Origin of the sequence: Ruminococcus sp. AF17-22AC (genome assembly GCF_003460065.1) — a bacterium.
Taxonomy (GTDB): domain Bacteria; phylum Bacillota; class Clostridia; order Lachnospirales; family Lachnospiraceae; genus Blautia_A.
Window position 1 is genome coordinate 111,381 of the sequence record NZ_QRXT01000003.1, and the last position, 23,795, is coordinate 135,175.

The 23,795-nt window shown below is 45.9% G+C and carries 20 protein-coding genes and 1 riboswitch; of the genes, 10 read left to right on the forward strand and 10 right to left on the reverse strand.

Annotation, left to right across the window (positions count from 1 at the left end; all coding sequences use genetic code 11):
* Positions 1 to 41 precede the first annotated feature (41 nt).
* Complete coding sequence (gene hydF, locus DWW86_RS05805; RefSeq protein WP_117942545.1) at positions 42 to 1,268, reverse strand: [FeFe] hydrogenase H-cluster maturation GTPase HydF; 1,227 nt, start codon at positions 1,266 to 1,268, stop codon at positions 42 to 44.
* A 274-nt stretch (positions 1,269 to 1,542) separates the two neighbouring features.
* Between hydF and DWW86_RS05810 the strand changes: the two genes are divergently transcribed.
* The 4 genes from DWW86_RS05810 (at position 1,543) to DWW86_RS05825 (ending at position 5,746) form a co-directional block, all read left to right on the forward strand.
* On the forward strand, positions 1,543 to 2,400 hold the full coding sequence (locus DWW86_RS05810; RefSeq protein WP_072522035.1) for a transporter substrate-binding domain-containing protein: 858 nt from the start codon (positions 1,543 to 1,545) through the stop codon (positions 2,398 to 2,400).
* Between the two features lie 240 nt (positions 2,401 to 2,640).
* Positions 2,641 to 3,426, forward strand: a complete 786-nt coding sequence (locus DWW86_RS05815; RefSeq protein ID WP_015541944.1) for an amino acid ABC transporter permease — start codon at positions 2,641 to 2,643, stop codon at positions 3,424 to 3,426.
* A 1-nt stretch (position 3,427) separates the two neighbouring features.
* Positions 3,428 to 4,186: an amino acid ABC transporter ATP-binding protein gene (locus tag DWW86_RS05820; RefSeq protein ID WP_207650014.1), complete on the forward strand. Its 759-nt coding sequence runs from the start codon at positions 3,428 to 3,430 to the stop codon at positions 4,184 to 4,186.
* 120 nt (positions 4,187 to 4,306) lie between these two features.
* Complete coding sequence (locus DWW86_RS05825) at positions 4,307 to 5,746, forward strand: M20 family metallopeptidase (RefSeq protein WP_117942546.1); 1,440 nt, start codon at positions 4,307 to 4,309, stop codon at positions 5,744 to 5,746.
* A gap of 63 nt (positions 5,747 to 5,809) precedes the next feature.
* On the opposite strand, the gene DWW86_RS05830 is transcribed toward DWW86_RS05825, so the two are convergent.
* Together DWW86_RS05830 and asnA are read right to left on the reverse strand one after the other, a co-directional pair.
* Positions 5,810 to 6,256: a CBS domain-containing protein gene (locus DWW86_RS05830; RefSeq protein ID WP_117942547.1), complete on the reverse strand. Its 447-nt coding sequence runs from the start codon at positions 6,254 to 6,256 to the stop codon at positions 5,810 to 5,812.
* 180 nt (positions 6,257 to 6,436) lie between these two features.
* On the reverse strand, positions 6,437 to 7,444 hold the full coding sequence (gene asnA / locus DWW86_RS05835; protein WP_117942548.1) for an aspartate--ammonia ligase: 1,008 nt from the start codon (positions 7,442 to 7,444) through the stop codon (positions 6,437 to 6,439).
* Positions 7,445 to 7,572: 128 nt separating this feature from the next.
* Here asnA and DWW86_RS05840 point away from each other — a divergent pair, with 128 nt between their 5' ends.
* Together DWW86_RS05840 and nrdD are read left to right on the forward strand one after the other, a co-directional pair.
* The gene (locus DWW86_RS05840) at positions 7,573 to 8,358 is read left to right on the forward strand and encodes a hypothetical protein (RefSeq protein ID WP_117942549.1); all 786 of its coding nucleotides are present in this window, start codon (positions 7,573 to 7,575) and stop codon (positions 8,356 to 8,358) included.
* 172 nt (positions 8,359 to 8,530) lie between these two features.
* Positions 8,531 to 10,666 carry an anaerobic ribonucleoside-triphosphate reductase gene (gene nrdD, locus DWW86_RS05845; RefSeq protein WP_117942550.1) on the forward strand — a complete coding sequence of 712 codons (2,136 nt, stop codon included), beginning with the start codon at positions 8,531 to 8,533 and terminating at the stop codon, positions 10,664 to 10,666.
* 204 nt (positions 10,667 to 10,870) lie between these two features.
* Here nrdD and eutJ read toward each other — a convergent pair whose 3' ends face one another.
* Complete coding sequence (eutJ, locus tag DWW86_RS05850) at positions 10,871 to 11,710, reverse strand: ethanolamine utilization protein EutJ (RefSeq protein ID WP_072522024.1); 840 nt, start codon at positions 11,708 to 11,710, stop codon at positions 10,871 to 10,873.
* Positions 11,711 to 11,730: 20 nt separating this feature from the next.
* Complete coding sequence (arcC, locus tag DWW86_RS05855) at positions 11,731 to 12,663, reverse strand: carbamate kinase (protein WP_072522023.1); 933 nt, start codon at positions 12,661 to 12,663, stop codon at positions 11,731 to 11,733.
* 186 nt (positions 12,664 to 12,849) lie between these two features.
* On the opposite strand from arcC, the gene DWW86_RS05860 reads away from it, so the two are divergent.
* A complete protein-coding gene (locus tag DWW86_RS05860; RefSeq protein ID WP_117942551.1) occupies positions 12,850 to 13,728 on the forward strand; it encodes an aldose 1-epimerase family protein in 879 nt (292 codons plus the stop codon).
* Positions 13,729 to 14,135: 407 nt separating this feature from the next.
* Positions 14,136 to 15,506, forward strand: a complete 1,371-nt coding sequence (locus DWW86_RS05865) for a COG1470 family protein (protein ID WP_117942552.1) — start codon at positions 14,136 to 14,138, stop codon at positions 15,504 to 15,506.
* Positions 15,507 to 15,537: 31 nt separating this feature from the next.
* Here the strand turns inward: DWW86_RS05865 and thiC are convergent, their stop codons facing one another.
* The 5 genes from thiC to thiW all read right to left on the reverse strand — a co-directional run bounded on the left by thiC (position 15,538) and on the right by thiW (position 19,713).
* Positions 15,538 to 16,848 carry a phosphomethylpyrimidine synthase ThiC gene (gene thiC, locus DWW86_RS05870; protein ID WP_117942553.1) on the reverse strand — a complete coding sequence of 437 codons (1,311 nt, stop codon included), beginning with the start codon at positions 16,846 to 16,848 and terminating at the stop codon, positions 15,538 to 15,540.
* A gap of 73 nt (positions 16,849 to 16,921) precedes the next feature.
* Entirely contained in the window at positions 16,922 to 17,707 is a 786-nt protein-coding gene (thiD, locus tag DWW86_RS05875; protein WP_117942554.1) for a bifunctional hydroxymethylpyrimidine kinase/phosphomethylpyrimidine kinase, read from the reverse strand.
* A 39-nt stretch (positions 17,708 to 17,746) separates the two neighbouring features.
* Complete coding sequence (gene thiE, locus DWW86_RS05880) at positions 17,747 to 18,382, reverse strand: thiamine phosphate synthase (RefSeq protein WP_072522018.1); 636 nt, start codon at positions 18,380 to 18,382, stop codon at positions 17,747 to 17,749.
* Positions 18,379 to 19,200, reverse strand: a complete 822-nt coding sequence (gene thiM, locus DWW86_RS05885; RefSeq protein WP_117942555.1) for a hydroxyethylthiazole kinase — start codon at positions 19,198 to 19,200, stop codon at positions 18,379 to 18,381. Before thiM ends, thiE begins: the two co-directional genes overlap by 4 nt.
* Before the next feature lie 3 nt (positions 19,201 to 19,203).
* Positions 19,204 to 19,713: an energy coupling factor transporter S component ThiW gene (gene thiW, locus DWW86_RS05890; protein WP_072522016.1), complete on the reverse strand. Its 510-nt coding sequence runs from the start codon at positions 19,711 to 19,713 to the stop codon at positions 19,204 to 19,206.
* A 109-nt stretch (positions 19,714 to 19,822) separates the two neighbouring features.
* Positions 19,823 to 19,931: riboswitch (TPP riboswitch) on the reverse strand.
* Positions 19,932 to 20,083: 152 nt separating this feature from the next.
* On the opposite strand from thiW, the gene DWW86_RS05895 reads away from it, so the two are divergent.
* Both DWW86_RS05895 and priA read left to right on the forward strand, forming a co-directional pair.
* Entirely contained in the window at positions 20,084 to 21,559 is a 1,476-nt protein-coding gene (locus DWW86_RS05895; protein ID WP_117942556.1) for a UDP-N-acetylmuramoyl-L-alanyl-D-glutamate--2,6-diaminopimelate ligase, read from the forward strand.
* Positions 21,560 to 23,779: a replication restart helicase PriA gene (gene priA, locus DWW86_RS05900; protein WP_117942557.1), complete on the forward strand. Its 2,220-nt coding sequence runs from the start codon at positions 21,560 to 21,562 to the stop codon at positions 23,777 to 23,779.
* The last annotated feature ends 16 nt before the right edge of the window (positions 23,780 to 23,795 follow it).

Genomic DNA, 23,795 nt, shown 5'->3' on the forward strand with positions numbered 1-23,795 from the left:
AAATTTTTCCAGTCATTTTAGAAACGGAATATAAACAAACCTTAAACCAGTTTCTGCATCTCCGGGAATGGTCCGAGACTCCTTTTCAGAATTCCGGTTACCTGAGCGATCAAAAGACCATAGTTTGTGATCGGCACACCCTGATCACGGCAGCAGGCAATGCGATATTTCATTTCGCGTTCATTCAGCATACAGCCACCGCAGTGAACAACCATTTTATAGGAAGAAACATCGTCAGGAAATTCCGTGCCGGAAGTAAATTCAAACACAGGTTTCTTTCCTGTATAGTTCCGAATCCAGTTCGGAATCTTGCAGGTTCCGATGTCTCCGCACTGGCGATGGTGTGTACAGCCCTCTGCTATCAGAATACGGTCGTCGTCCTGAATGGAAGAAAGTGCAGCAACACCTTCAAGCTGTGTTTCCAGTTCGCCTTTGTATCTTGAAAAAAGAATCGAAAACGAAGTTAAGGTGATGTTTTCAGGCACGTCTTTCGAAACACGGGCAAAAGCCTGACTGTCTGTAACGACCAGCTTCGGACAGACACCCTGCGCCAGAAAATGATCCAGAGTACTTTTTAACTCGGTATCCCGCACAACGAGCGACAGCGCTCCCCGTTCCAGAATATCGCGGATCGTCTGCTGCTGCGGCAGGATCAGACGGCCTTTTGGTGCGGCTTTGTCGATTGGGACAACAAGAATAACGAGATCCAGTGGCTCGATCAGATCCTGAATCAGCGGATATTTATGCGTGTCCTCAGGTTTCAGCGTGGCGATTTTTTCTTTTAATTCCTGAATATTCATGCCATCTGCGGCACTGACCAGAACTTCACCTGGCCGGACGGACATGGCAAGATCTTTGATTTCTTCGCCGGAAAGCAGGTCAATTTTATTATATACGACAAGATATGGAATTCCTTTTTTGTGAAAGCGGTGGATCAGAGCAAGCTCTTCTTCACCTTTACCGGTCGTACTGTCGACAACCAGAATCGCAATGTCGGTTTTATTCAGTACCTGATAGCTTTTGCGGACGCGAAGTGCACCAAGTTCTCCCTCATCGTCAATCCCGGGAGTGTCAATGATCATGACAGGGCCAAGCGGCAGAAGTTCCATGGTCTTATATACGGGATCAGTTGTTGTACCCCGGACAGACGAAACGATGGCGAGATCCTGCCCGGTCACGGCATTGATGACGCTTGATTTTCCGGCATTTCTTTTTCCGAAAAAACTGATATGTACCCGTTCGGATGCGGGTGTCTGATTCATTCCCATAGAGCAGTCCCCCTTATATCTGTCAATATAGTGACAACCAAAATTCCAGAACAACAGAAATTTAACACAATAAAATATGAAAGAATATTTCTTATTATATAAGACTTTGGGCGTTTTAACAAGGTAAAAAGGGAATGCATAAAAAAATTTGTATACTTATAAAAGAAAGTAGTGCTTGTAATTTTGAAATAGTGTGATACAATAAGAAAAATGAAAAGAAATTATGCATTTTCATGCATAAATATTCTCAGTGAAAATCGAGGAGGAAGAGAAGATGAACTTAAAGAAAATTACAGCAATTATGATTGGTGCAGTTATGGCTGTTTCTATGGCAGTTCCGGCAATGGCTGATGATAAGGTAGAGACTGTTACAGATGGCAAGCTTACAGTTGCAACAAGCCCGGACTTCGCACCATATGAATTCTATTCAATCGACGAAGATGGCAACCCGACACTTTCCGGATTTGATATGGATCTGGCTCAGTACATCGCAGACAAGATGGGACTGGAACTGGAAGTAGTTCCGATGGACTTCGACGGTGTATTAAGCGAGCTTTCACAGAAAAACGTTGACCTTGGCATGGCAGGTCTTTCACCGGACCCGGCTCGTGCAGATGCTATGGAGTTCTCAGATCTGTATTACAAGGGCGGACAGTCTTTCGTAACAGTAAAAGACAAAGCTGATCAGTTCAAGACTCTTGAAGATGCAAACAACAAAGATTACTCTATCGGAGCACAGACCGGTTCTATCCAGCTTGATCTTGCAAACGAAAATACTCCGGATGCAGATATCGTATCTCTGCCGAAGGTTACAGACCTTATCACAGAGCTTCTGACAGGTAAAATGGATGGCGCATTCATTGAGACAGCTGTAGCAGAAAGCTATCAGAAAAACTATCCGGATCTTGAGATCGTATGCGACGTACCATATGATACAGAAGGTTCTGCAATCGGTGTTTGTAAAGGAAATGAAGAACTTCTCAAAGCTGTAAACGAAGCAATCGCAGATGCTCTTGATGATGGTTCCATGGACAAATTCATCGCAGATGCAACAGAGCTTGCAGCAGGTCAGACATATGAAGGAACACTGGACGCAAACGGCGCAGTTCCGGAAGCAGACGACGCTGAATAATCCAGACCGATTTTGAGTCATATAAAGTGATACAGAGAGCCCGCCACTGGCTGCTTCTCTCGCATACTTTGGCATAAATAATGGATTCCTGCCCGTTTGGTGGCAGGAATCCATATTGTCGTTCCAAGGTAATATTTATATGGTGGATAAAAGTAACCTGTGACAGAGGATTATTGTTTATCTGTCCGTTATTTTCTGCTATAATACATAAGAATTAACGATATCATGAAAGGAGTTTTTATGGACAGTTTTATTAAATTATCCAATTTTGGCAAAATTGCCCCATATGCACAGTTATTCAGACAGGGCCTCCTTGTAACCGTATTGCTGTCAATGTTTACGGTTGCCATCGGTTTTGTACTTGCGCTGATTCTTGCGCTGATGCGTATGTCAAACATTCGTCCGTTCCGTGCCCTTGCGGTAGACCGTAATGGACATCTGAGAGAGGGAGGACCGCTGGTGTGGCTGTCCAAATTCAATCCCCTTTCTTTTATAGCAACTGCTTATGTGGAAATCCTTCGTTCCACCCCGGTACTGGTACAGATTTTTATCATCTACTACGGTGTGTTCGGAATGATCGATCTTCCGTCTTTCCAGATGTTTGGATTTATTAAGTTCAATCGTTTCTTCCCGGGTGTTGTTGCACTTGGTATGAACTCCGGCGCATATCTCTGTGAGATCATCCGTGCCGGAATCCAGTCTATCGATCAGGGACAGACAGAAGCTGCACGTTCTCTGGGGCTTTCCCAGACTATGAACCTGCGTTATATCATTCTTCCGCAGGCACTCAAAAATATCCTTCCGGCGATCGCAAATGAGTTTGTTGTTATCATCAAGGAATCTGCAATTACCTACACCATCGGTGTTCAGGATATTATGTCTGCCGTAAACGCAGTCAAGGGAGCAACCTTTATTATCATCGAGCCGCTGCTTGTTGCGACAGCAATTTATTTCTGTCTGTGCTTCCCGACCTCCAAACTGATTGCATATTTTGAAAGGAGAATGAGCCATGGCGACAAGCGATAGTCTGATTCAGGTAAGAAACCTTAAGAAACATTATCACAGAGGCGCGATCAAGGCTCTGGATGGTGTAACCGCAGATATTAATAAAGGTGATGTTATGGTAGTGATCGGACCTTCCGGATCCGGTAAATCTACTTTTCTCCGAAGTCTGAACCTCCTTGAAGAGCCGACAGACGGTGAGATCATTTTTAACGGCGTAGATATCACAAAGAAAAAATATGTCGATGCTTCCGGAAAGAAAGTAAAATTGGACATCGACAGCCTCCGTCAGAAGATGGGCATGGTTTTCCAGCATTTTAACCTGTTCCCACATATGACGATCCTGGATAATATGACACTTGCACCGATGAAAGTAAAGGGTGTTTCAAAAGAAGAAGCGGAGAAAAAAGCACTGGAGCTTCTGGACCGTGTCGGTCTTGCTGACCGTGCAAATGCATATCCGATCCAGCTTTCCGGTGGTCAGAAGCAGCGTGTGGCAATCGTAAGGGCCCTTGCGATGGAGCCTGACGTTATGCTGTTTGACGAACCGACTTCTGCTCTTGATCCGGAGATGGTCGGTGAAGTTCTGGATGTTATGAAAGAGCTTGCCAAAGAAGGCATGACCATGGTGGTCGTAACACATGAGATGGGATTCGCACGTGAGGTAGGAAACCGTGTGCTCTTTATGGCAGACGGTAAACTTCTTGTAGATGGAACACCGGAGGAAATTTTCGAAAATCCGACGAATCCGCGTCTGCAGGAATTTTTATCTAAGGTGCTGTAAAATAAAAAAGGTGACCGGAAAATCCTGGTTGCCTTTTTGAGTTTATACAACAGGAAGTCAGAAAGTATGAAACGGGCTTATCCGATTGGTTTTTAATCTACAGAAAGAAGGTACGATACTATGACAGCAGAAAAACAGTCTGCATTGCAGACAATTGAGGAAAAGCGCGATCTGATTACAGGAATCGCCGATAAAATCTGGGAATTTGCAGAGCTTTCCCTGCAGGAGTTCAAATCCGCAGCCGCTTACTGCGAAGCACTGGAAAAAGAGGGCTTTGAGGTAGAGCGTGGAACCTGTAATATCGAGACTGCATTTGCGGCATCCTACGGACATGGTCGTCCGTATATCGGCATTTTGGCAGAGTATGATGCACTTTCCGGACTTTCACAGGAAGCAGGGTTGATTGAGCGTAAAGCGATCCAGGAAGGCGGCAATGGTCACGGATGCGGACATAATCTTCTGGGTGCCGGTGCGTTTGCGGCGGCACTTGGCGTCAAAGCATATCTGGAAAAAAATGAAATGGAAGGAACTGTGATTCTTTATGGATGCCCGGGTGAAGAGGGTGGCGCGGCAAAAGCGTTTATGGCGCGTGACGGTCTCTGGAAAAAGCTGGATGCAGCACTTACCTGGCATCCGGAAGATGTCAATGAGGTAGCAACCGGTTCTTCAAACTCCTGCATTCAGACGCAGTATAAGTTTACAGGAACGGCTTCTCATGCAGCAGGAGCACCTGAGATGGGAAGGAGCGCCCTTGATGCAGTGGAGCTTATGAATATCGGGGTACAGTTCCTGAGAGAGCATATGAGCAGTAAGGCGCGCATCCATTATGCAATCACAGATGCCGGCGGATGCAGTCCGAATGTTGTACAGCCAAAGGCGAGCGTTTTATATATGGTGCGTTCCAATCATGTGGCAGAAGCTGTGGAGCTTCAGAAACGTGTGGACAAGATTGCCGAAGGTGCGGCTCTTATGACAGAGACGACTTTTGAGAAAAAATTTATTGACGGTCTGGCAGACACGGTAAGTAACTTTGCGCTGGAGCGCGTTCTTTATAAAAACTTTGAGGAGCTTGGTGTCCCGCAGTATACCGAAGAAGAAAATAAATATGCGGATGCGCTGGCAGAAACTTATGATCACAGCGCAATTCCGGGAGTGGCAGCCGAAAACGATGAGGCGGCAAGAGAAGCGGTAGAAAAGATGCAGAAGGAGTATGGTCATGCAATGAATGCATTCCTTGCACCACTTTATCAGAAGGATGCGTTCAATGCCGGTTCTACTGATGTAGGTGATGTAAGCTGGCTGACACCGACGGCACAGATCCATGTGGCAGCATGGCCGAATGGATGCCCGGGACACAGCTGGCAGAATGTTTCCTGTGACTGCACCGAGATTGGACACAAAGCAGTAATCCATGCGGGTAAGGTGATTGCAGCGACTGCAATCGATCTGTTTGAAGATCACAGCCTTCTGGATGAAGCAAGAGCAGAGTTTGAAAAACGTACAAAATCCGGATTCGTATGCCCGATTCCGGCAGATGCCGTACCGGTAATTCCGGATTAAATCTGGATACAAAAAGGCCGATTTCCTGATGTATATGAATACACGGGAAACCGGCTTCTTTTATTATTCGGATGTGTCCTGCTTTTCGTGCAGGGCACTTAATTTTTTCATTTCTTTGTAGCAATATTTGATAATTTCTTTACGGGTGATGATTCCGATAAAGGATCCCTTGTCATCGACGACAGGAACATAGTTCTGATTGATGGCACGGTCCAGCAGGTCTTCCATATCTGCATCAGCATGTACCGGCTTATAAGTGGCACGTCGCGGAATCGCCATGATCGAAACATTTTCCATTTCTTTGAGATCAGTGCTGTTGATATTGAGGAGCTTGATTCCCCATAAGAGGTCTCCCTCGGAGATCGTTCCGGTGTACTTTCCTTCTTTATTCAGAATCGGGATACAGGAGAACTTGCGGTGCTCCATCTTTTCAACAGTCTGTCGCAGAGTCTCGTCTTCATATATATAAGCTACATCACTTTTCGGTGTCAGAAAAAATAAAATATTCACAGTTGGTACCTCTGTCTTTCCTATATGTTTACTGATAAATGTTCAGGTCAGTTGCTACTGATATGATAGTATGAAGGTACCTGTCTGTCAATAATTCAATTATTAAAATTTGGTGAATTTTTACTATAGAAGGACTGCTTTAAAGTCAATCTTATGGCAAAATGTCGGCTTATGTCCTGATTACAGCAGATTTACTCCTGTTTCCGCAGCAGTCTCTGTGACTTCTTCCGGCCACAAGGATACATGAACTTCGCCGATGTGTGCTTTACGAAGGAAGAACATACAGATACGGGACTGTCCGATTCCGCCGCCGATAGTATATGGCAGTTCTTTATTCATGATTGCTTTCTGGAATGGAAGCTCTCTGCGGTCATCGCAGCCTGCCTCTGTAAGCTGGCGGTCGAGTGCTTTCTCGTCTACACGGATACCCATGGAAGAAAGTTCAAGAGCGATATCCAGTACCGGGTAGTAAACGAGAATGTCGCCGTTCAGTTCCCAGTCGTCATAGTCCGGGGCACGTCCGTCGTGGCGTTCACCATTGCTTAAGGTCTTACCTACCTGCATAAGGAAGACCGCACCTTTTTCTTTGACAATCTTGTATTCTCTTTCCTTCGGAGTGAGATCCGGATACATGTCAACCAGTTCCTGTGTGGAAACAAAAGCGATCTCTTTCGGAAGGATTTCCTCGATATAGTCATACTGTACAGCCATGTATTTCTCTGTTTTGCGAAGAACACTGTAGATAGAACGTACCGTGTTGATCAGAGTTTCCATAGTGCGTTCTTCTTTAGTAATAATCTTCTCCCAGTCCCACTGGTCAACGTATACAGAATGGATGTTGTCCAGATCTTCGTCACGGCGGATCGCGATCATATCTGTATAAAGTCCTTCACCATGAGCAAAACCATATTTCTTAAGTGCATAACGTTTCCATTTTGCAAGGGAATGCACGATCTCAGCGTTTTCGTCCTGACCTTTGATGTCGAAGCTTACCGGGCGCTCCACACCATTCAGATTGTCGTTCAGGCCGGATGACGGGGATACAAAAACCGGAGCAGAAACACGGAGAAGATTGAGCTTCTGAGCCAGAGTCTGCTGGAAAAAGTCTTTGACTGTTTTAATTGCAACCTGCGTATCATGCAGATTCAGATCTGAATGATAGCCGGCAGGAATTTTAATTTGTTCCATAATAGCCTCCTCAAATTTAATAGAAACATTATAGCAAGAAAAATATGGGATTGCAATTTTAACCTTGTAAGATTTATGGAAAAAGGCTACAATAATACATACAGCGATAAGATGAGGGGGTGTTGTCTATGAGATGTCCTTTATGTGACGGATCTGTTGTGAATGGAAGATGTAAAGACTGTGGTATGCCGTACCGTAACGATGAGATTTTATATCATTTGAATGAAAGCCGAAGAGATCATTACCAGCATGCGTCTGATAAGGCGCGTAAGATCATGCGCGAACAGCAGAGACCGCAGGACACACCGAAGAGAATGAACGGTGCTGCGAAGAGTGCGGCCGGCCGGACAACTGTATCCAGACAGGCAATTCAGGACCAGCAGAAAAAGATCCGTCAGGATGCAATGCAGAAGATGTCTGCGCCGCGAAATACTGCCGGAACGACGGAGAGATACACCAGAAAGCCGAAGAAACGTTCGAAATTTGTATGGGTATGGATACTTTTTATTCTTGTGATGTCACTTGCACCGGCATTTGGCGATTTTAAAGACATGATTCAGGATGTTGTGAACAGCCAGTCGGACAGTGGGAATACATATACAGATACCGAAGAGCTGGATACATATTTTTCTGCCGAGCAGGATGATGATGGATATATGTTTTATTCACTTGCAGCCGGGAATGGTCCGGTAACAGCAGGTGTGCAGATCGAAGCAGGAAGATACGGAATCTATACCATTGATGAGAAAGCAGTGGTTGTAGTTACTTCCAAAGACGGAACGAAAAAAGAGCGTTATCCGCTGAAAACAGGCGATGACACCTTGCTTGTGATGCTGGATGAGGGTGATACGATCGAGGTGCAGTCCGAAGATGATCCAAATGCAAGCATCTATCTGATGGAATGGGTAAACTGAAATAGTGTTTTAACTGATTCTTTTTTGGTAAGATTTCAGACAATAAAAATTGAAATTCACTCTTTTATTTCACATGATATTGTGCTATACTCTCATATGCAACACAATATATGGGGAGAAAGTAATGGGGAGCAAGAAACCTCATAAAAGCAGCAAACAGGAGAGACAAGGTATGATCTATGTAATCAAAAAAGATGGAACAAGAGAAGAATTTGATCCACAGAAAATAGTGAAAGCGGTAAACAAGTCAGCCGCACGAATTCTTTATACATTTTCTCAAGAGGAGAAGGATTTTATCTGCCGTTTTGCGCAGGAGCATGCAGATTCCCTCGGCAAAAACGAGATTGAGATCCAGGAAATGCACAATATCGTAGAAGGCGCTCTGGAGCGTGTAAACCCGGCAGTTGCCAAGAGTTATCGTGATTACCGCAATTACAAACTTGATTTCATCCATATGATGGATGATGTATATACCAAGAGTCAGGCAATCCGTTATATCGGTGACAAGAGCAATGCCAATACAGACAGTGCGCTTGTAGCTACAAAGCGAAGCCTGATCTTTAACGAACTAAATAAGGAACTTTACAGAAAATTCTTTATGAACCGCAATGAACTGCAGGCATGTAAGGACGGTTATATTTATATTCATGACCAGTCTGCACGTCTGGATACGATGAACTGTTGTCTGTTTGATGTGGGTGCAGTCCTGCGTGGCGGATTTGAGATGGGAAATGTCTGGTACAACGAACCAAAGACTCTGGATACCGCATTTGATGTTATGGGAGATATCATCTTAAGTACAGCGGCACAGCAGTATGGTGGATTTACTGTACCGGAAGTGGATAAGATCCTCGGACCTTATGCGCAGAAGAGCTATGACAAATATATCAGTGAATTTTTGAAATATGCTGATGAGAGCTGGAGCGGCAGAGAAGAAAAAGCAATCGAGTATGCGCTTGACAAGGTGCGCAGAGACTTTGACCAGGGATGGCAGGGAATTGAGTACAAGCTCAATACTGTAGGTTCTTCCCGTGGAGACTATCCGTTTGTCACAGTGACACTTGGTCTTGGAACCGGTCAGTTCGAGAAGATGTGTAATATTTCTCTTCTTGAAGTGCACAAGGGCGGACAGGGCAAGAAAGGCCACAAGAAACCGGTACTGTTTCCGAAGATTGTTTTCCTCTATGATGAGAACCTTCACGGACCGGGCAAAGCGTGTGAAGATATTTTTGAAGCAGGTGTAGACTGTTCTGCAAAGACAATGTATCCGGACTGGCTTTCTCTTACCGGTAAAGGCTATATCGCCAGCATGTACAAGCAGTACGGCAAGGTGATCAGTCCGATGGGATGTCGTGCTTTCTTAAGCCCATGGTATGAGCGGGGCGGCATGTATCCGGCTGATGATCAGGATAAGCCGGTATTTGTCGGACGTTTCAATATTGGTGCAGTCAGCCTTCATCTTCCGATGATCCTTGCAAAAGCAAGAGCGGAAAGCAGAGATTTTTATGAGGTGCTGGATTTCTATTTACAGATGATCCGTAACCTGCATATTCGTACGTATGAATACCTGGGACAGATGCGTGCATCCACGAACCCGCTGGCATACTGTGAGGGCGGTTTCTATGGAGGACATCTGAAACCGAACGAAAAGATCGGTAAACTTCTGAAACCGATGACAGCTTCCTTTGGTATCACCGCACTGAATGAGCTGCAGGAACTTTATAATGGCAAATCTATTCGTGAGGACGGCCAGTTCGCGCTGGAAGTACTGAAATATATCAATGACAAGGTAAATCAGTTCAAGCAGGAGGATGGTTACCTCTATGCAATCTACGGCACACCGGCTGAGAGTCTCTGCGGTCTGCAGGTTGAGCAGTTCCGCAAGATGTACGGAATCGTAGAAGGCGTATCCGACAGACCGTATGTGAGCAACAGTTTCCACTGCCATGTAACAGAGGATGTGACTCCAATCGAGAAACAGGATCTGGAAGGACGCTTCTGGGAACTCTGTAATGGTGGTAAGATCCAGTATGTACGTTATCCGATCGGCTACAATAAAGAAGCCATCCGGACACTGATCCGCAGAGCAATGGACCTCGGATATTATGAGGGAGTCAATCTTTCTCTGGCATATTGTGACGACTGCGGTCATCAGGAACTTGAGATGGACGTCTGCCCGGTATGCGGCTCCCGCAACCTGACAAAGATCGATCGTATGAATGGTTATCTTTCCTACAGCCGTGTGCATGGTGATACACGACTGAATGAAGCAAAGATGGCAGAAATCGCCGAAAGAAAGTCGATGTAAAATGGTAACTATTCAGAAGGTAGTATCCCGCGAGGCGTTTTGGCATGTTTTTTGCCAAAATCCCGAGACATATAAGGCAAAATGCCATCACGAAGGTGATTTGGAATGCATTTTGACTCGTAACTGTGAGGGTACTGAACAGTTACGTAAAATGCAAATAATGAGGAGCATATCAGGAAATTGATATGCTCCTTTTTGCTGGCGTTATTTTTTCTTAGGTGTTACCGGTGGCAGGTCGCAGTAATAAGCGATGCCGAGTGGTGTCACGAGAAGCGGATGAACCGGGCGGTAGACCGGAAGGCCGAGCTTCTTTTCGAATACAGTGGTGAATTCACGAAAGCTTGCAGAACCGCCAACGACATAAACTGCCGGAACCTGATATCCGTGGAGGAATTTCTCTGTGATCGTAGCCATTTTTTCGATTACGGCTTTGATGACAGGGAAGATTTCGTCTTCTTTTTCCGGAGTGGTCTTGAGGACTTCGGCTTCTTCGTATGGGATGCGGTAATGTCCGGCAACGGTCATAGTCATATGGCTGCCGCCTGTGGCTTCGTCGTCTGTGTAGATGACTTTGCCATCTTTGAGGATGCTGATGCCGGTTGTACCGCCACCGACATCGACAACAGCTCCATCGGTGATCTTCAGCACAGCAGCAGCGGCTGTCGGTTCGTCTACGATGTTGGTGACTTCAAACCCGGCACCTTCAAGTACATATCCGATGCTTTTGACGCTACCTTCGGAAACTCCCGGAGGGATCGCAGCAGCGGCATAAGGAAGTTCAACACCAAGTCTCTCTTCCAGTTCTGCTTTGAGCCTGGTGACAAGCTGGACGGATTCATAATAGTTTACGATCACACCATCCTGAATCGCATGAGACGGTGCGGAAATACCTGCGATTGGGCGATTATTCGTATCGACAACGGCAAGGACTGTATTGGCAGTACCAAGGTCGACACCCACTTTCAGGCGTCCCCGGAATTTCTTGCATTCGCCGGATTCTACCAGCTCTGCAAAATTAGATAAAGTTCGGTTTTTCAGTTCCATGTATGTAGCTCCAATGCTGTTTATTTGATGATTGTACCTGTTTTTTCACGATAACCGTCTCTTGCATGGGCGATGTCGGTGATGATAGTGCGGTGACCGCTGCCTTTGGATGCAAAGGATACGGCTGCTTCGATCTTTGGAAGCATGGAACCTGCAGTGAACTGATTTTCTGCGATATATTTGTTGGCATCGTCCACAGAAACAGTATCCAGCAGAGTCTCATTGTCTGTATCTTTGTTGAGGCTGACTTTTTCGACGCTGGTGAGGATCAGAAGTGTATCTGCATCAAGTTCTTCTGCAAGAAGCTCACTGGCAAGGTCTTTTTCGATGATGGCACTTGCACCGTGAAGGTCGATGCCCTGCTCCATAACCGGGATTCCGCCGCCGCCGGCAGCGATAACAACCTGTCCTGCATTTGCAAGAGTGCGGATGGTTTCGAGCTCGATAATTTTCTGCGGTTTAGGTGCTGCAAGGATTCTGCGGTATTCACCTTTGGCAGTCTCTGTAACGAAGTTACCTTTTTCCTCTTCGGATTCAGCTTCTTCGGAATTAAGAACTCGTCCGATGATTTTTTCCGGTTCGCCAAATGCTTCATCATATGGATCGATGACAACCTGTGTCAGGATAGTTGCAACCGGCTTGTAGATACCGCGGGAAAGTAATTCTGCGCGGATCGCGTTCTGAAGGTCATAGCCGATATAACCCTGACTCATGGCAGAGCATACAGACATCGGAGCAAAGGTATAGTCCGGATGTGCTTTTCCGAATTCATTCATTGCGGTATGGATCATGCCGACCTGTGGTCCGTTGCTGTGGGAAATGACAACATTTGCGCCTTCTTCAACAAGGTCTGCAATTGCTTTTGCTGCTTCACGGGTAGCCGTTTTCTGTTCAGGAAGTGTTGTGCCAAGGGCTTTGTGACCAAGAGCAACAACAACTGTTTTTTCGCTCATATGGATTCCTCGTTTCTTTTCATTTTTGCTGTAAATGAAGCTGTTTTCTATAATTTTCTATTATAAAAGAATGGAACCGGAATTGCAATGGAATTAAGGTAAAAAGATAGAAACCGTTACTGTTCACAGGTAACTAGAAACCTTGTGGCGTACGTGCTATACTGAGAGAAAATAAGGGGGTGCAGTATGAATTATAAAATCAGTAATTCAAAATTATCTGTAGAAATTTCCTCAAAAGGAGGAGAACTTCGTTCTATACAGGATGCAGAAGGAAAAGAATATCTGTGGCAGGGAGATGCGGATTCATGGACGGACAGAGGGCCGAATCTTTTTCCGTATATCGGGCGGATGACGGACGGACAGTATCGTTATCAGGGAAAGACGTATCATATGTATATCCATGGATTTTTGCCATATATGGAGATGAATCTGGTGGAGAAAAAAGAAGACGAGCTGGTTCTCAGGCTTCAGAATACACCGGAGACGGAGCTGTGTTATCCGTTTTTGTTTGAACTGGATATTTGCTGGAAACTGATAGAAGATACGCTTCAGATTACATATTATGTCAGAAATAAAGATATAAAGACGATGTATTTCGGTATTGGCGGTCATCCGGGATTCTGCGTGCCGATTGCGGATGGACTGGCATTTGAAGATTATCGCATTGATTTTGGAGAAAATGCGCAGTTGAGCCAGGTGGTTTTGTCAGATGACTGTTTTGTGACGGAAAATACGGTGCCGGTGCCGCTTGTTGATGATCGTTATCTGCCGTTGCAGCATGGATTGTTTGACAGAGATGCGATCGTTTTGAATGAGATGCCGAAAAGCCTTATGATTGAGAGCAAAAAAGACTGTCGGAAGATTCGCGTGGTTTATGAGGATATGAATTATCTCGGAATCTGGCACTGGCCAAAAATGGAAGTAAACTATGTCTGCATTGAGCCGTGGAGTTCTCTGCCATCCCGAAAAGGAATCACAGAAGATCTGGAGACACAGCCGAATCTGCTTCATCTGGACAGTGGTTGTGAATACAGAAATACATGGAGCATTACCATAGAAAAGTAAAAAATGAAAAGAGCAAAGGAAAAGCCGCCTGTACGCAGGCGGCTTGTTTCCTTAACTTTTTGAGGGGGGAGATAGAGAGTGGTTATTCATCTATCCAATACCTATTATAAGCAGGAAATATGTTTAAACTGTGTACTAAATCTAAAAGAAAAATAAAACTTCTAAAGAAAATTTAAAGAAACTCTTTAATTTTTACAGGCTCTTGTAGCCTGGACCGAAACGTGCTAAAGTGTGCTTATCTGAATTTCAGTTCTTTGAAATTCATAACTTTCAATCGTCATTTCGACAATGATCCCATGAAGAATGCAATGTGAAAGGGGAAATGCCTATGGACTGAGGAACAATGCCGGTGTTTTATTATTTGAAACTATTTGACAGAAGTTTTTTGAAGTGAAAAGGAGTTCTTTATGAAAAACAGAATAATGAGAAAAATAGCGGCGGCAGGTATGGCAGTTTTCCTTGTCGGGATGTCGGCGGGAAGCGGATATATGTGGAAAGATGTGTCAGTTTATGCGGCGGAGGCAGGGCAGAGGAAAGAGGCGTGCATAGACGCAGGGGACAGTATGAAGCAAAGTGCGGGGACGGAGAAGCCTGCAGTGAGAGAAGATAAAGAAACAGTCAGTGAAGCGAACGAAATGAATGTAATGGAAAATGTAACAGAGGAAATTGTGGGCGCATCAGAGACTGTGGGTATAGAATCAATTCTGGACGAAGCAGAACTCCCGGATAATGCATTGCCGCGGATTGGAAGCGAAGATTCAGAGGAAATTTCAGACAATCTATTTTCGGAAAATGAAAATGCGGATTCATTTTCTGATAGCAGTGGTGATACAGATACAAATTTACAGGCAGATCTGAGCCTGTCAGTTCAGGCTGAGGATGATACGATAAAAGCCGGAAGCGATCTGGTATATACGATAACTGCCGAAAACACAGGGGAATGCGACCTTAAGGATCTGAGGATCAGCTACAATTTTTCAGAGAAAGGTCTGTCCGGAGAGTGGTCGGAAGGAGCAAAAGATGCAGTGGGAAATACTGCATATATAGAGAAACTTGAGGCAAGTGCGACGAAGATTGTGTATCTGACGGTGCATCTGCCAGAGGAAAGGACAACGGCCGTTTCTTTAGCGCTGACAGCAGCAGCCGGTAAAGTATCAGGAGATAATGATACAGGAGAAGCAGAAGAAATCGTAAAAAATGCAGAGCTGGTAACGCAGATTCAGGCGTTGCAGGCTACATTTGAAGTGACCAAAACTGCAGACCGTTCTATGGCAGTTCCGGGGGATGAGATCCGTTTTCTGATCTGTATCAGAAATACCGGAGAGCGCACATTGCATTCAATTGTTACGACGGAGCGTTTTCAGCTTGGAAATGTACCGGTGAGATTTCTGGAAAAAGATGGTGTCAGACTGAATAAATCCAAAACAAAGGCAAAGATTGAGCAGATCGAACCCGGGGAAGCTTTCGGTCTGGAGGCGGTCGTGACACTGCCGGAAGGTCTGGAAGACCAGAATCTGGTCAATGAAGTTTCGGTGACGACTCTGGAAACAGGGGAGCAGACAAAAATTGCACAATCTGAAATACAGGTAAAAGCAGCGGAAGAAGAAAAACAGAAAGAGACAAATGCCGATATTGATGGAGAGATGGGAAGTGAGCAGGATGAGAGCAGGCCGGCATCCACACATCCAAAAACCGGAGATCCATATCAGCCTTTTCTGTGGCTTTTTATGATCCCCGGTTCTGTGCTGGCTGTCGGTTGGCTCCGCAGCCGGATGTGAAATTTTAAAATATTTGCTTTATCAGCAGAAATTAAAGGATGTCGATGTGCTCACCGGCAAGTGCTTTGTTCATGCTGCGGACAGCACAGAATTTACCGCACATGCTGCAGGTATCGCTGTGGTCATCTTCCGGCAGACGGTCATCGCGGATTGCTTTGGCAGTTTCCGGATCGAGTGCACATGCAAACTGAGCATCCCAGTCGAGGACACGGCGTGCATCTGCCATTTTATCATCAATGTCTCTGGCATGTGGGATCCCTTTTGCAATATCAGCAGCGTGTGCAGCGATTTTTGAAGCAATAATGCCCTGTTTTACGTCTTCTACATTAGGAAGAGCGAGATGCTCTGCAGGTGTGACATAGCAGAGGAATGCTGCACCATTCATTGCGGCAACGGCACCACCGATGGCAGCTGTGATGTGGTCATAACCAGGTGCGATATCGGTAACAAGAGGTCCGAGTACATAGAAAGGAGCACCCATGCAGATGGTCTGCTGAACTTTCATGTTTGCAGCAACCTGATCGAGCGGAACGTGTCCCGGACCTTCAACCATAACCTGAACATTGTGAGCCCATGCACGTTTGGTGAGTTCACCCAGACGGACAAGCTCTTCGATCTGGCAGACATCTGTGGCATCAGCCAGACATCCTGGACGGCAGGCATCACCGAGAGAGATAGTAACGTCATGTTCTTCGCAGATATTAAGGATTTCATCGAAATATTCATAGAACGGGTTTTCTTCGCCGGTCATGCTCATCCATGCAAAGACAAGGCTTCCGCCACGGCTTACGATATTCATTTTACGTTTGTGTTTTTTGATCTGTTCGATGGTTTTTCTGGTAATTCCACAGTGAAGTGTGACAAAGTCTACACCGTCTTCAGCGTGGAGACGGATGACATCAATGAAATCATGAGCAGTCAGTTCAGAGAGATCACGCTGGTAGTGGATCACGCTGTCGTACACCGGAACGGTTCCGATCATGGCAGGACATTCGTGTGTAAGTTTCTGACGGAATGGCTGTGTGTTGCCGTGACTGGAAAGATCCATGATTGCTTCTGCACCGAGATCAACGGCTTTCATGACTTTCTGCATTTCGATATCGTAATCCTTGCAGTCTCTGGAGACACCGAGGTTTACGTTGATCTTTGTGCGGAGCATGCTGCCGACACCTTCCGGATTCAGGCAGGTATGGTGTTTGTTGGCACAGATCGCAACTTTGCCTTCTGCGACCAGTTCCATCAATTTCTCAACCGGCATATGTTCTTTTTCTGCAACGGTTTTGATCTGCGGAGTTACAATCCCTTTGCGGGCAGCATCCATCTGTGTTGTGTAAGTTGTCATATAATATTTTCTCCTTTTATGTAAATGATAAGTGTTTGCATTGAGAGACGATAAATCCTGTGGTGGATTATCGTTAATTGATTCGTCCGAGCGTGTGATCAAGGGGACCGGAACCATGACCGAGGTTCATCTGCGATTTCAGAGCATCAGTGAGATACTGTTTGGAACGACGCACAGAAGCTTCGAGAGAAAAACCTCTGGCGAGGTTCGTGGCAATTGCGCTTGAAAGTGTGCAGCCGGTACCGTGAGTGTTTGGATTATCGACGCGTTCACCATGTATCCAGGTACTATGTCCGTTCGCATAAAGAAGATCGTTGGCATCATTAATACAGTGTCCGCCTTTCAGAAGGACGGAAACATGGAATGTTCCATAAAGTGCACGCGCTGCGTTTTCCATAGAAGCGGCATCTGTGATCTGCATTCCGGTGAGGGCTTCTGCCTCTGGAATATTTGGGGTGATGACCTCGGCGAGTGGAAAAAGCTCTTTCTGGAGAGTTTCTTCTGCGTCTTTGTTCATCAGGCGATGACCACTGGTAGATACCATGACGGGATCCAGAACGATGTGGCGGGCCTGATACTGACGCAGCTTGGAAGCTACGTGTCGCATGATTTCAGAAGAAGAGAGCATTCCGATTTTGACGGCATCCGGAAAAATATCAGTAAAAATGCAATCGAGCTGATTATCGAGAAATTCAGACGATGTTTCCTGAATGCCGTAAACACCGGTCGTATTCTGTGCAGTCAGGGCGGTGATCGCGCTCATTGCATAAACACCGTTCATAATCATTGTCTTGATGTCGGCCTGGATACCTGCACCACCGCTGCAGTCACTGCCGGCAATTGTTAATACAGTTTTCATAATGTTTTTGTCCTTATCATGTTTAGATATATTCAAAAGCTATATCGTTTTCAGCTGTTCGAGCAAACGTCTGACAGCGGAAGTTTTGTCTGCTGGTTTGAAAAGTCCGCTGATGACAGCTGCTCCGGCAATTCCGCTTCCGGCAAGGTATGGAAGATTGTCACTGTTTACACCGCCGATCGCCACGACAGGAATCTTTACGGCCTGACAGATCGCTTTCAGGGTTTCGATGGGAAGCTGTGATACATTGGTTTTGGTCGTACTTCCAAAGATGGCACCGCATCCGAGATAATCAGCTCCGGCAGCTTCGGCGGCAAGAGCTTCTTCAACATTATGGGCACTCCCGCCAATAATGAAATCTTTTCCAAGAAGATTTCGTGCTTTCTGGATGCCCATATCGGAAAGACCAACGTGAACACCGGAAGCACCGGATTTCTTTGCAAGATCCGGGCGGTCATTGATGATCAGAGGAACCTGATAACGATCACATAAATCTTTCAGAAGAGATGCTTCTGTCAGGATTTCTTCATCGGACATATGCTTTTCACGAAGCTGTACACAGGTAACGCCTGCTTTCAGAAGCTCTTCTGTGACAGAGACCAGTGTTTCACCTGGTTTCAGCCAGCTCCGGTCAGTGACAGCATATAAATTTAATTGTCTGGCATTGATTTTCATAGATTTGTCTCCGTGTCAAAAATTTTTTCTTCCAGTACATCAAAAAGCTGTGTATGGAAAGTTCCGATACCACCATGGACGGCATCTGTCCGCTGTCCGGCACAATAAGCGACCTCTCTCCAGAGAGTTCCGGCGGCACAGGCTGCATCAAACGGTGAATCTGCGGTGCACAGGAATAAAGTGCAAAGTGCGGAAAGCATGCATCCACCGCCTGTAATGCGGCAGATTCTGGAATCACCGCCAGTAAGAAGCTGCGTGTTTTCTCCATCAGAGACAACGTCCATAGCTCCGGTGATCAGAACAGTTGTCCGAAAGAGATTTGCGGTTTGCTTTGCAGTAGAACAGACATCTGATTCGGTAAGATGCAGGGCACTTTCAACTCCACCATGGGAGCCGGGAGTAACACTGTCAGAAAAAAGGGCACAGAGAACGGCCGCTTCTTCCTGATTACAGCGGATCAGATCCGGGTATACCTGATCGAGCAGTTTTTTTATAGCTTTCTGACGAAAGATGCTGGCTCCGACACCGACCGGATCCAGTACTACGGGATGCCCGAGAACATTGGCTTCTTTTCCGGCATGGATACAGGCTTTGATTTTTGCATCGTCAGGAACTCCGGTGTTCAGGAGAGTTCCCTGACAAAAGCCCGTGATCTCTGCCGCTTCTTTGTCATCCTGCCCCATAACGGCACTTCCGCCGGCGGCCAGAAGAAGATTGGCAACATCCTGCATAGTCACCGGATTGGTGAGACAGTGGATTTTGGGCGCTTTCCTGCGGATATTTTGAAAAATTACTTCTATATTAGTAACGTGCGGCATAGATTATCTCCTGACTGTATGAAGTATCTGGCTTTTTTCAAAAACGCGAAGCAGTACAAAAGCGAGGACACTTCCTGCGAAGGTTGAGATAAAAAATGGAAGCATATACACTGTGAATCCAGCCGGTGCAAGTCCCATAAGCAGTTTTGCGACAGGGTATGCGGCAAGTCCGCCGAGAATGCCGGTTCCGAGTGCTTCAGCAGCACAGGTAGGAGCAAGTTTTCCGGTCAGGCGGAATACCAGTCCGCAGCACAGTGCACCGAACATACTTCCCGGGAAAGCAAGCAGGCTTCCGATGCCGAGAAGATTACGGATCAGGCTTGCGCAGAATGCGATTCCGACACCCCACCATGGACCGAGGATGACGGCGGCAAATACATTGACCATGTGCTGGACAGGGGCGCACTTGCTTCCGGCAACCGGGACGCTGATCAGACTTCCGGCAACTGCAGCAGCAGTCAGAACGCCGGCAATGGCAAGTTTCTGGGTTGATGTTGTTTCATTTTGGTTCATAATAACCTCCTGTTTTTCCTGAGGATAGATGGCAACAAAAAAGAAGATACCGCGCAGGTACCTTCTCAACTTGTCTGATATCAAAAAGAAAATCCAGATGGAAACTCTTTATGGGCATTCGGTATATCCCTACGTTGGCATTATCCAAATCAGGTTAAGGGTCGAAACGAAGAAGTTTCCTCTCAGCCGGCTTAAGGCCAACTCCCCTGTTTTTATTTACAGATATATTATATAGCCGGAAATGACAGATGGCAAGAAAAAAATCTGCTGCATTGAAAATAGAATGCACTTGTGCTATTCTGTAATGGAATATATCCGTTGGGAGAAACGGAGTAAATAACACATATATCCCGAGGCAGAGGAGGAAAATATGAAAGTATCAACACTATTAGAAGGTTTGGAATATATCTGCTGTCAGGGCAGTACAGAACAGGAAGTTACTACCGTTGTGTATGACTCCCGCAAAGTAGAAGAAAATTCGTTGTTTATCTGCATCCGTGGTGCGGTTGTGGACGGACACAAATTTGTACCGGATGTCATCGAAAAAGGTGCAAAAACTCTGATCGTTGAAGAAGAAGTTGAGGCTCCTTCAGATGTAACAGTGATCAAAGTTGCGGACACCCGTTATGCGATGGCATTTATTTCTGCGGCATATTTCGGTCATCCGGCAAAAGAACTCAAAACTATTGGAATTACCGGAACAAAAGGAAAGACAACGACAACTTACATGGTAAAATCGATTCTGGAAAATGCCGGTTATAAAGTTGGTCTGATTGGAACAATCGAGGCAATCATCGGAGATAAGCATATTCCGGCACACAATACGACACCGGAATCATATCTGGTTCAGGAATATTTTCGCAAGATGGCAGATGCCGGCTGTGACTGTGTAGTTATGGAGGTTTCATCACAGGGACTGATGCTTCACCGTACACAGGGATTTGTTTTTGACTATGGTATTTTTACAAACATTGAACCGGACCATATCGGACCAAATGAGCATAAGGATTTTGACGATTATTTAAGATGCAAATCCATGCTGCTCCGTCAGTGTAAAGTCGGAATAGTCAATCGCGATGATGAACATTTCGAGAGGATCATCGAGGGACATACCTGCACACTTGAGACTTACGGATTTTCTCCGGAGGCAGATCTGCGGGCCGAGGATGCACATATGGTAGGTGGCAGAGGCTATCTTGGAATTTCCTATCAGCTCAAAGGTCTGATGGAGTTTCCGGTAGAGATCGACATTCCGGGTAAATTCAGCATTTACAATTCTCTGACAGCAATTGCAATCTGTCGTCATTTTAATGTTTCACAGGAAAACATCATTAAGGCGCTGAAAGTTGCAAAAGTAAAAGGTCGTATCGAGATGATCAAAGTATCTGATGAATTTACATTGATGATCGATTATGCACACAATGCGATGGCACTGGAGAGCCTTCTGACGACACTTCGTGAATATCATCCGCATCGTCTTGTATGTATGTTTGGATGTGGAGGAAACCGTGCAAAATCCCGCCGCTATGAGATGGGGGAAGTTTCCGGAAGACTTGCAGATCTGACGATCATCACATCCGATAACCCGAGATATGAGGAGCCACAGGATATCATCAATGATATTAAGATCGGTATTTCAAAGACAGACGGCAAATATGTCGAGATCTGCGACCGTAAGGAAGCAATCGCATATGCGATCCACCACGGAGAACCGGGGGATATCATCGTTCTTGCAGGAAAAGGCCATGAGGATTATCAGGAGATCAAAGGCAAGAAATACCCGATGGATGAGAGAGTGCTGATCGAAGAAATCCTTCAGGAGGATAAAGAAAGAGCAGAAAAATAAATGACTTATGCGGATATTATCGTGGACATATCCCACGAAAAAGTTGACCGCAGTTTTCAGTATAAAGTTCCTGAAGAACTGCAGTACAAACTGCAGGTGGGAATGGTGGTGACGATTCCTTTTGGAAACGGAAACCACGAACGAAAGGGCTATGTGATCGGTCTTTCAGATACACCGGCATTTGATACATCACGTATGAAAGAACTTACGGGTATCTGCAGCAGTGAAGAAACTACGGAGGAGAGGCTGATTGCGCTTGCCGTGTGGATGAAAAAACAGTATGGCTCCACCATGGTTCAGGCACTGAAAACCGTTCTCCCCGTGAGAGAAAAGGTCAAAGCCAAAGAAAAACGATATATCATATTGAATGTCAGCGAAGAAGAGGCGGAAAAAATTGCAGGGAAGCTGGAGAGTGGACGATGTAAGGCAAGGGCAAGGCTTGTGCGGGCGCTTCTTGAGGAAAAGAAACTCGATTATACAAAAGCATCCAAAGAATTTGGTATGACTGCCTCTGTTCTTCGTCTGCTTGCGGATGAGGGAATTGTTCAGGTTGTGCAGGATGAAGTTTACCGCATGACTGTAGACGGGGCGAACATTCCGCATGAGGAACTTTCAATTCTTACAGAACCGCAGCAGGAAGCTTTTGACCAGATTCAGGAAGAATGGAAAGCAGACCCTCCCCGGCCGGTTCTGATTCATGGAGTCACCGGAAGCGGCAAGACACAGGTTTATATGAAACTGATCCGTCAGGTGATCGATGAGGGAAAACAGGTTATTGTGCTTGTTCCGGAGATTGCGCTGACATATCAGACAGTTCGGAGATTTTACGGCTGGTTTGGTGAAAAGGTTTCCGTACTGAATTCCCGTCTGTCCGCCGGAGAACGCTACGACCAGTTCAAAAGAGCCAAGCGCGGTGAGATCCAGATCATGGTAGGACCGCGTTCGGCGTTGTTTACACCGTTTTCAAATCTCGGTCTTATTATTATAGATGAAGAACATGAGCAGTCCTACAAGAGCGAAAACAGTCCGAGGTATCATGCGAGAGAGACTGCACTTTACCGTGCACAGATGGAAAATGCCCGCCTTGTCCTCGGTTCGGCGACACCGTCGCTGGAAGCCTATACGAAAGCGAAGAATGGTGAGTTCCGTCTTGTAAAGCTTAAAGCCCGGTTTGAAGACCGACCGCTTCCGAAGGTAAGCGTTGTAGATCTCAGAGAAGAATTGCGGGAGGGAAATCGTTCGGTTTTGAGCCGCAGTCTGACAAATGCTATCGAAAACCGACTGGAATGCGGAGAACAGGCAATTCTTTTTCTGAACAGGAGAGGGTATGCAGGATTTGTTTCCTGCCGTTCCTGTGGTGAAGTTCTGAAATGCCCACATTGTGATGTGGCTTTGACGGAGCACAATAATGGCAGACTGGTCTGTCACTATTGCGGATATGAACAGCCACGGGTGGAAAAATGTCCGGTATGCGGTTCGCCTTATATCGGAGGATTTAAGGCAGGAACGCAGCAGATCGAGCAGGTTCTGCACAAGAATTTCCCAAAAGCGCGTATCCTTCGTATGGACTATGACACGACCAGAGCAAAAGGCAGCTACGAAAAGATATTGTCTTCATTTGCAGCGCATGCGGCTGACATCCTCGTCGGTACGCAGATGATCGTCAAAGGACACGATTTTCCGGACGTAACACTGGTAGGGGCGCTTGCAGCAGATCTTTCCTTAAATGCAGCAGATTACCGTTGTGCGGAGCGGACGTTTCAGCTTCTGACACAGGCGGTAGGCAGATCGGGACGTGGAACGAAGCCGGGTGAGGCAATCATTCAGAGCTATCATCCGGACCATTACAGTATCCGGACCGCGGCAGAACAGGATTATGAAGCGTTTTATCAGGAAGAAATGGCATACCGCATGCTGATGGATTATCCGCCGGCGGCGCATATGCTTTCCGTGCTGGTATCAGGCGAGAATGAAGAGCTTCTGGAGCAGGGAATGGATTATCTTGCGAAGTTTGTGGAGCGGATCGCTTCCAGATATCGGATCCATGTGATTGGCCCTGCGTATGCGGCGGTTGGAAAAGTAAATGATATTTACCGTAAGGTTCTGTATCTCAAGCACCGGGATGAACGCATCCTAATGGATATCAAAGATAAAACAGAAAAGTACATTGAATTAAATTCCGGATTCAGGAGACTGTATATACAGTTTGATTACACTTAGGGTTAGAAAGTAGAAA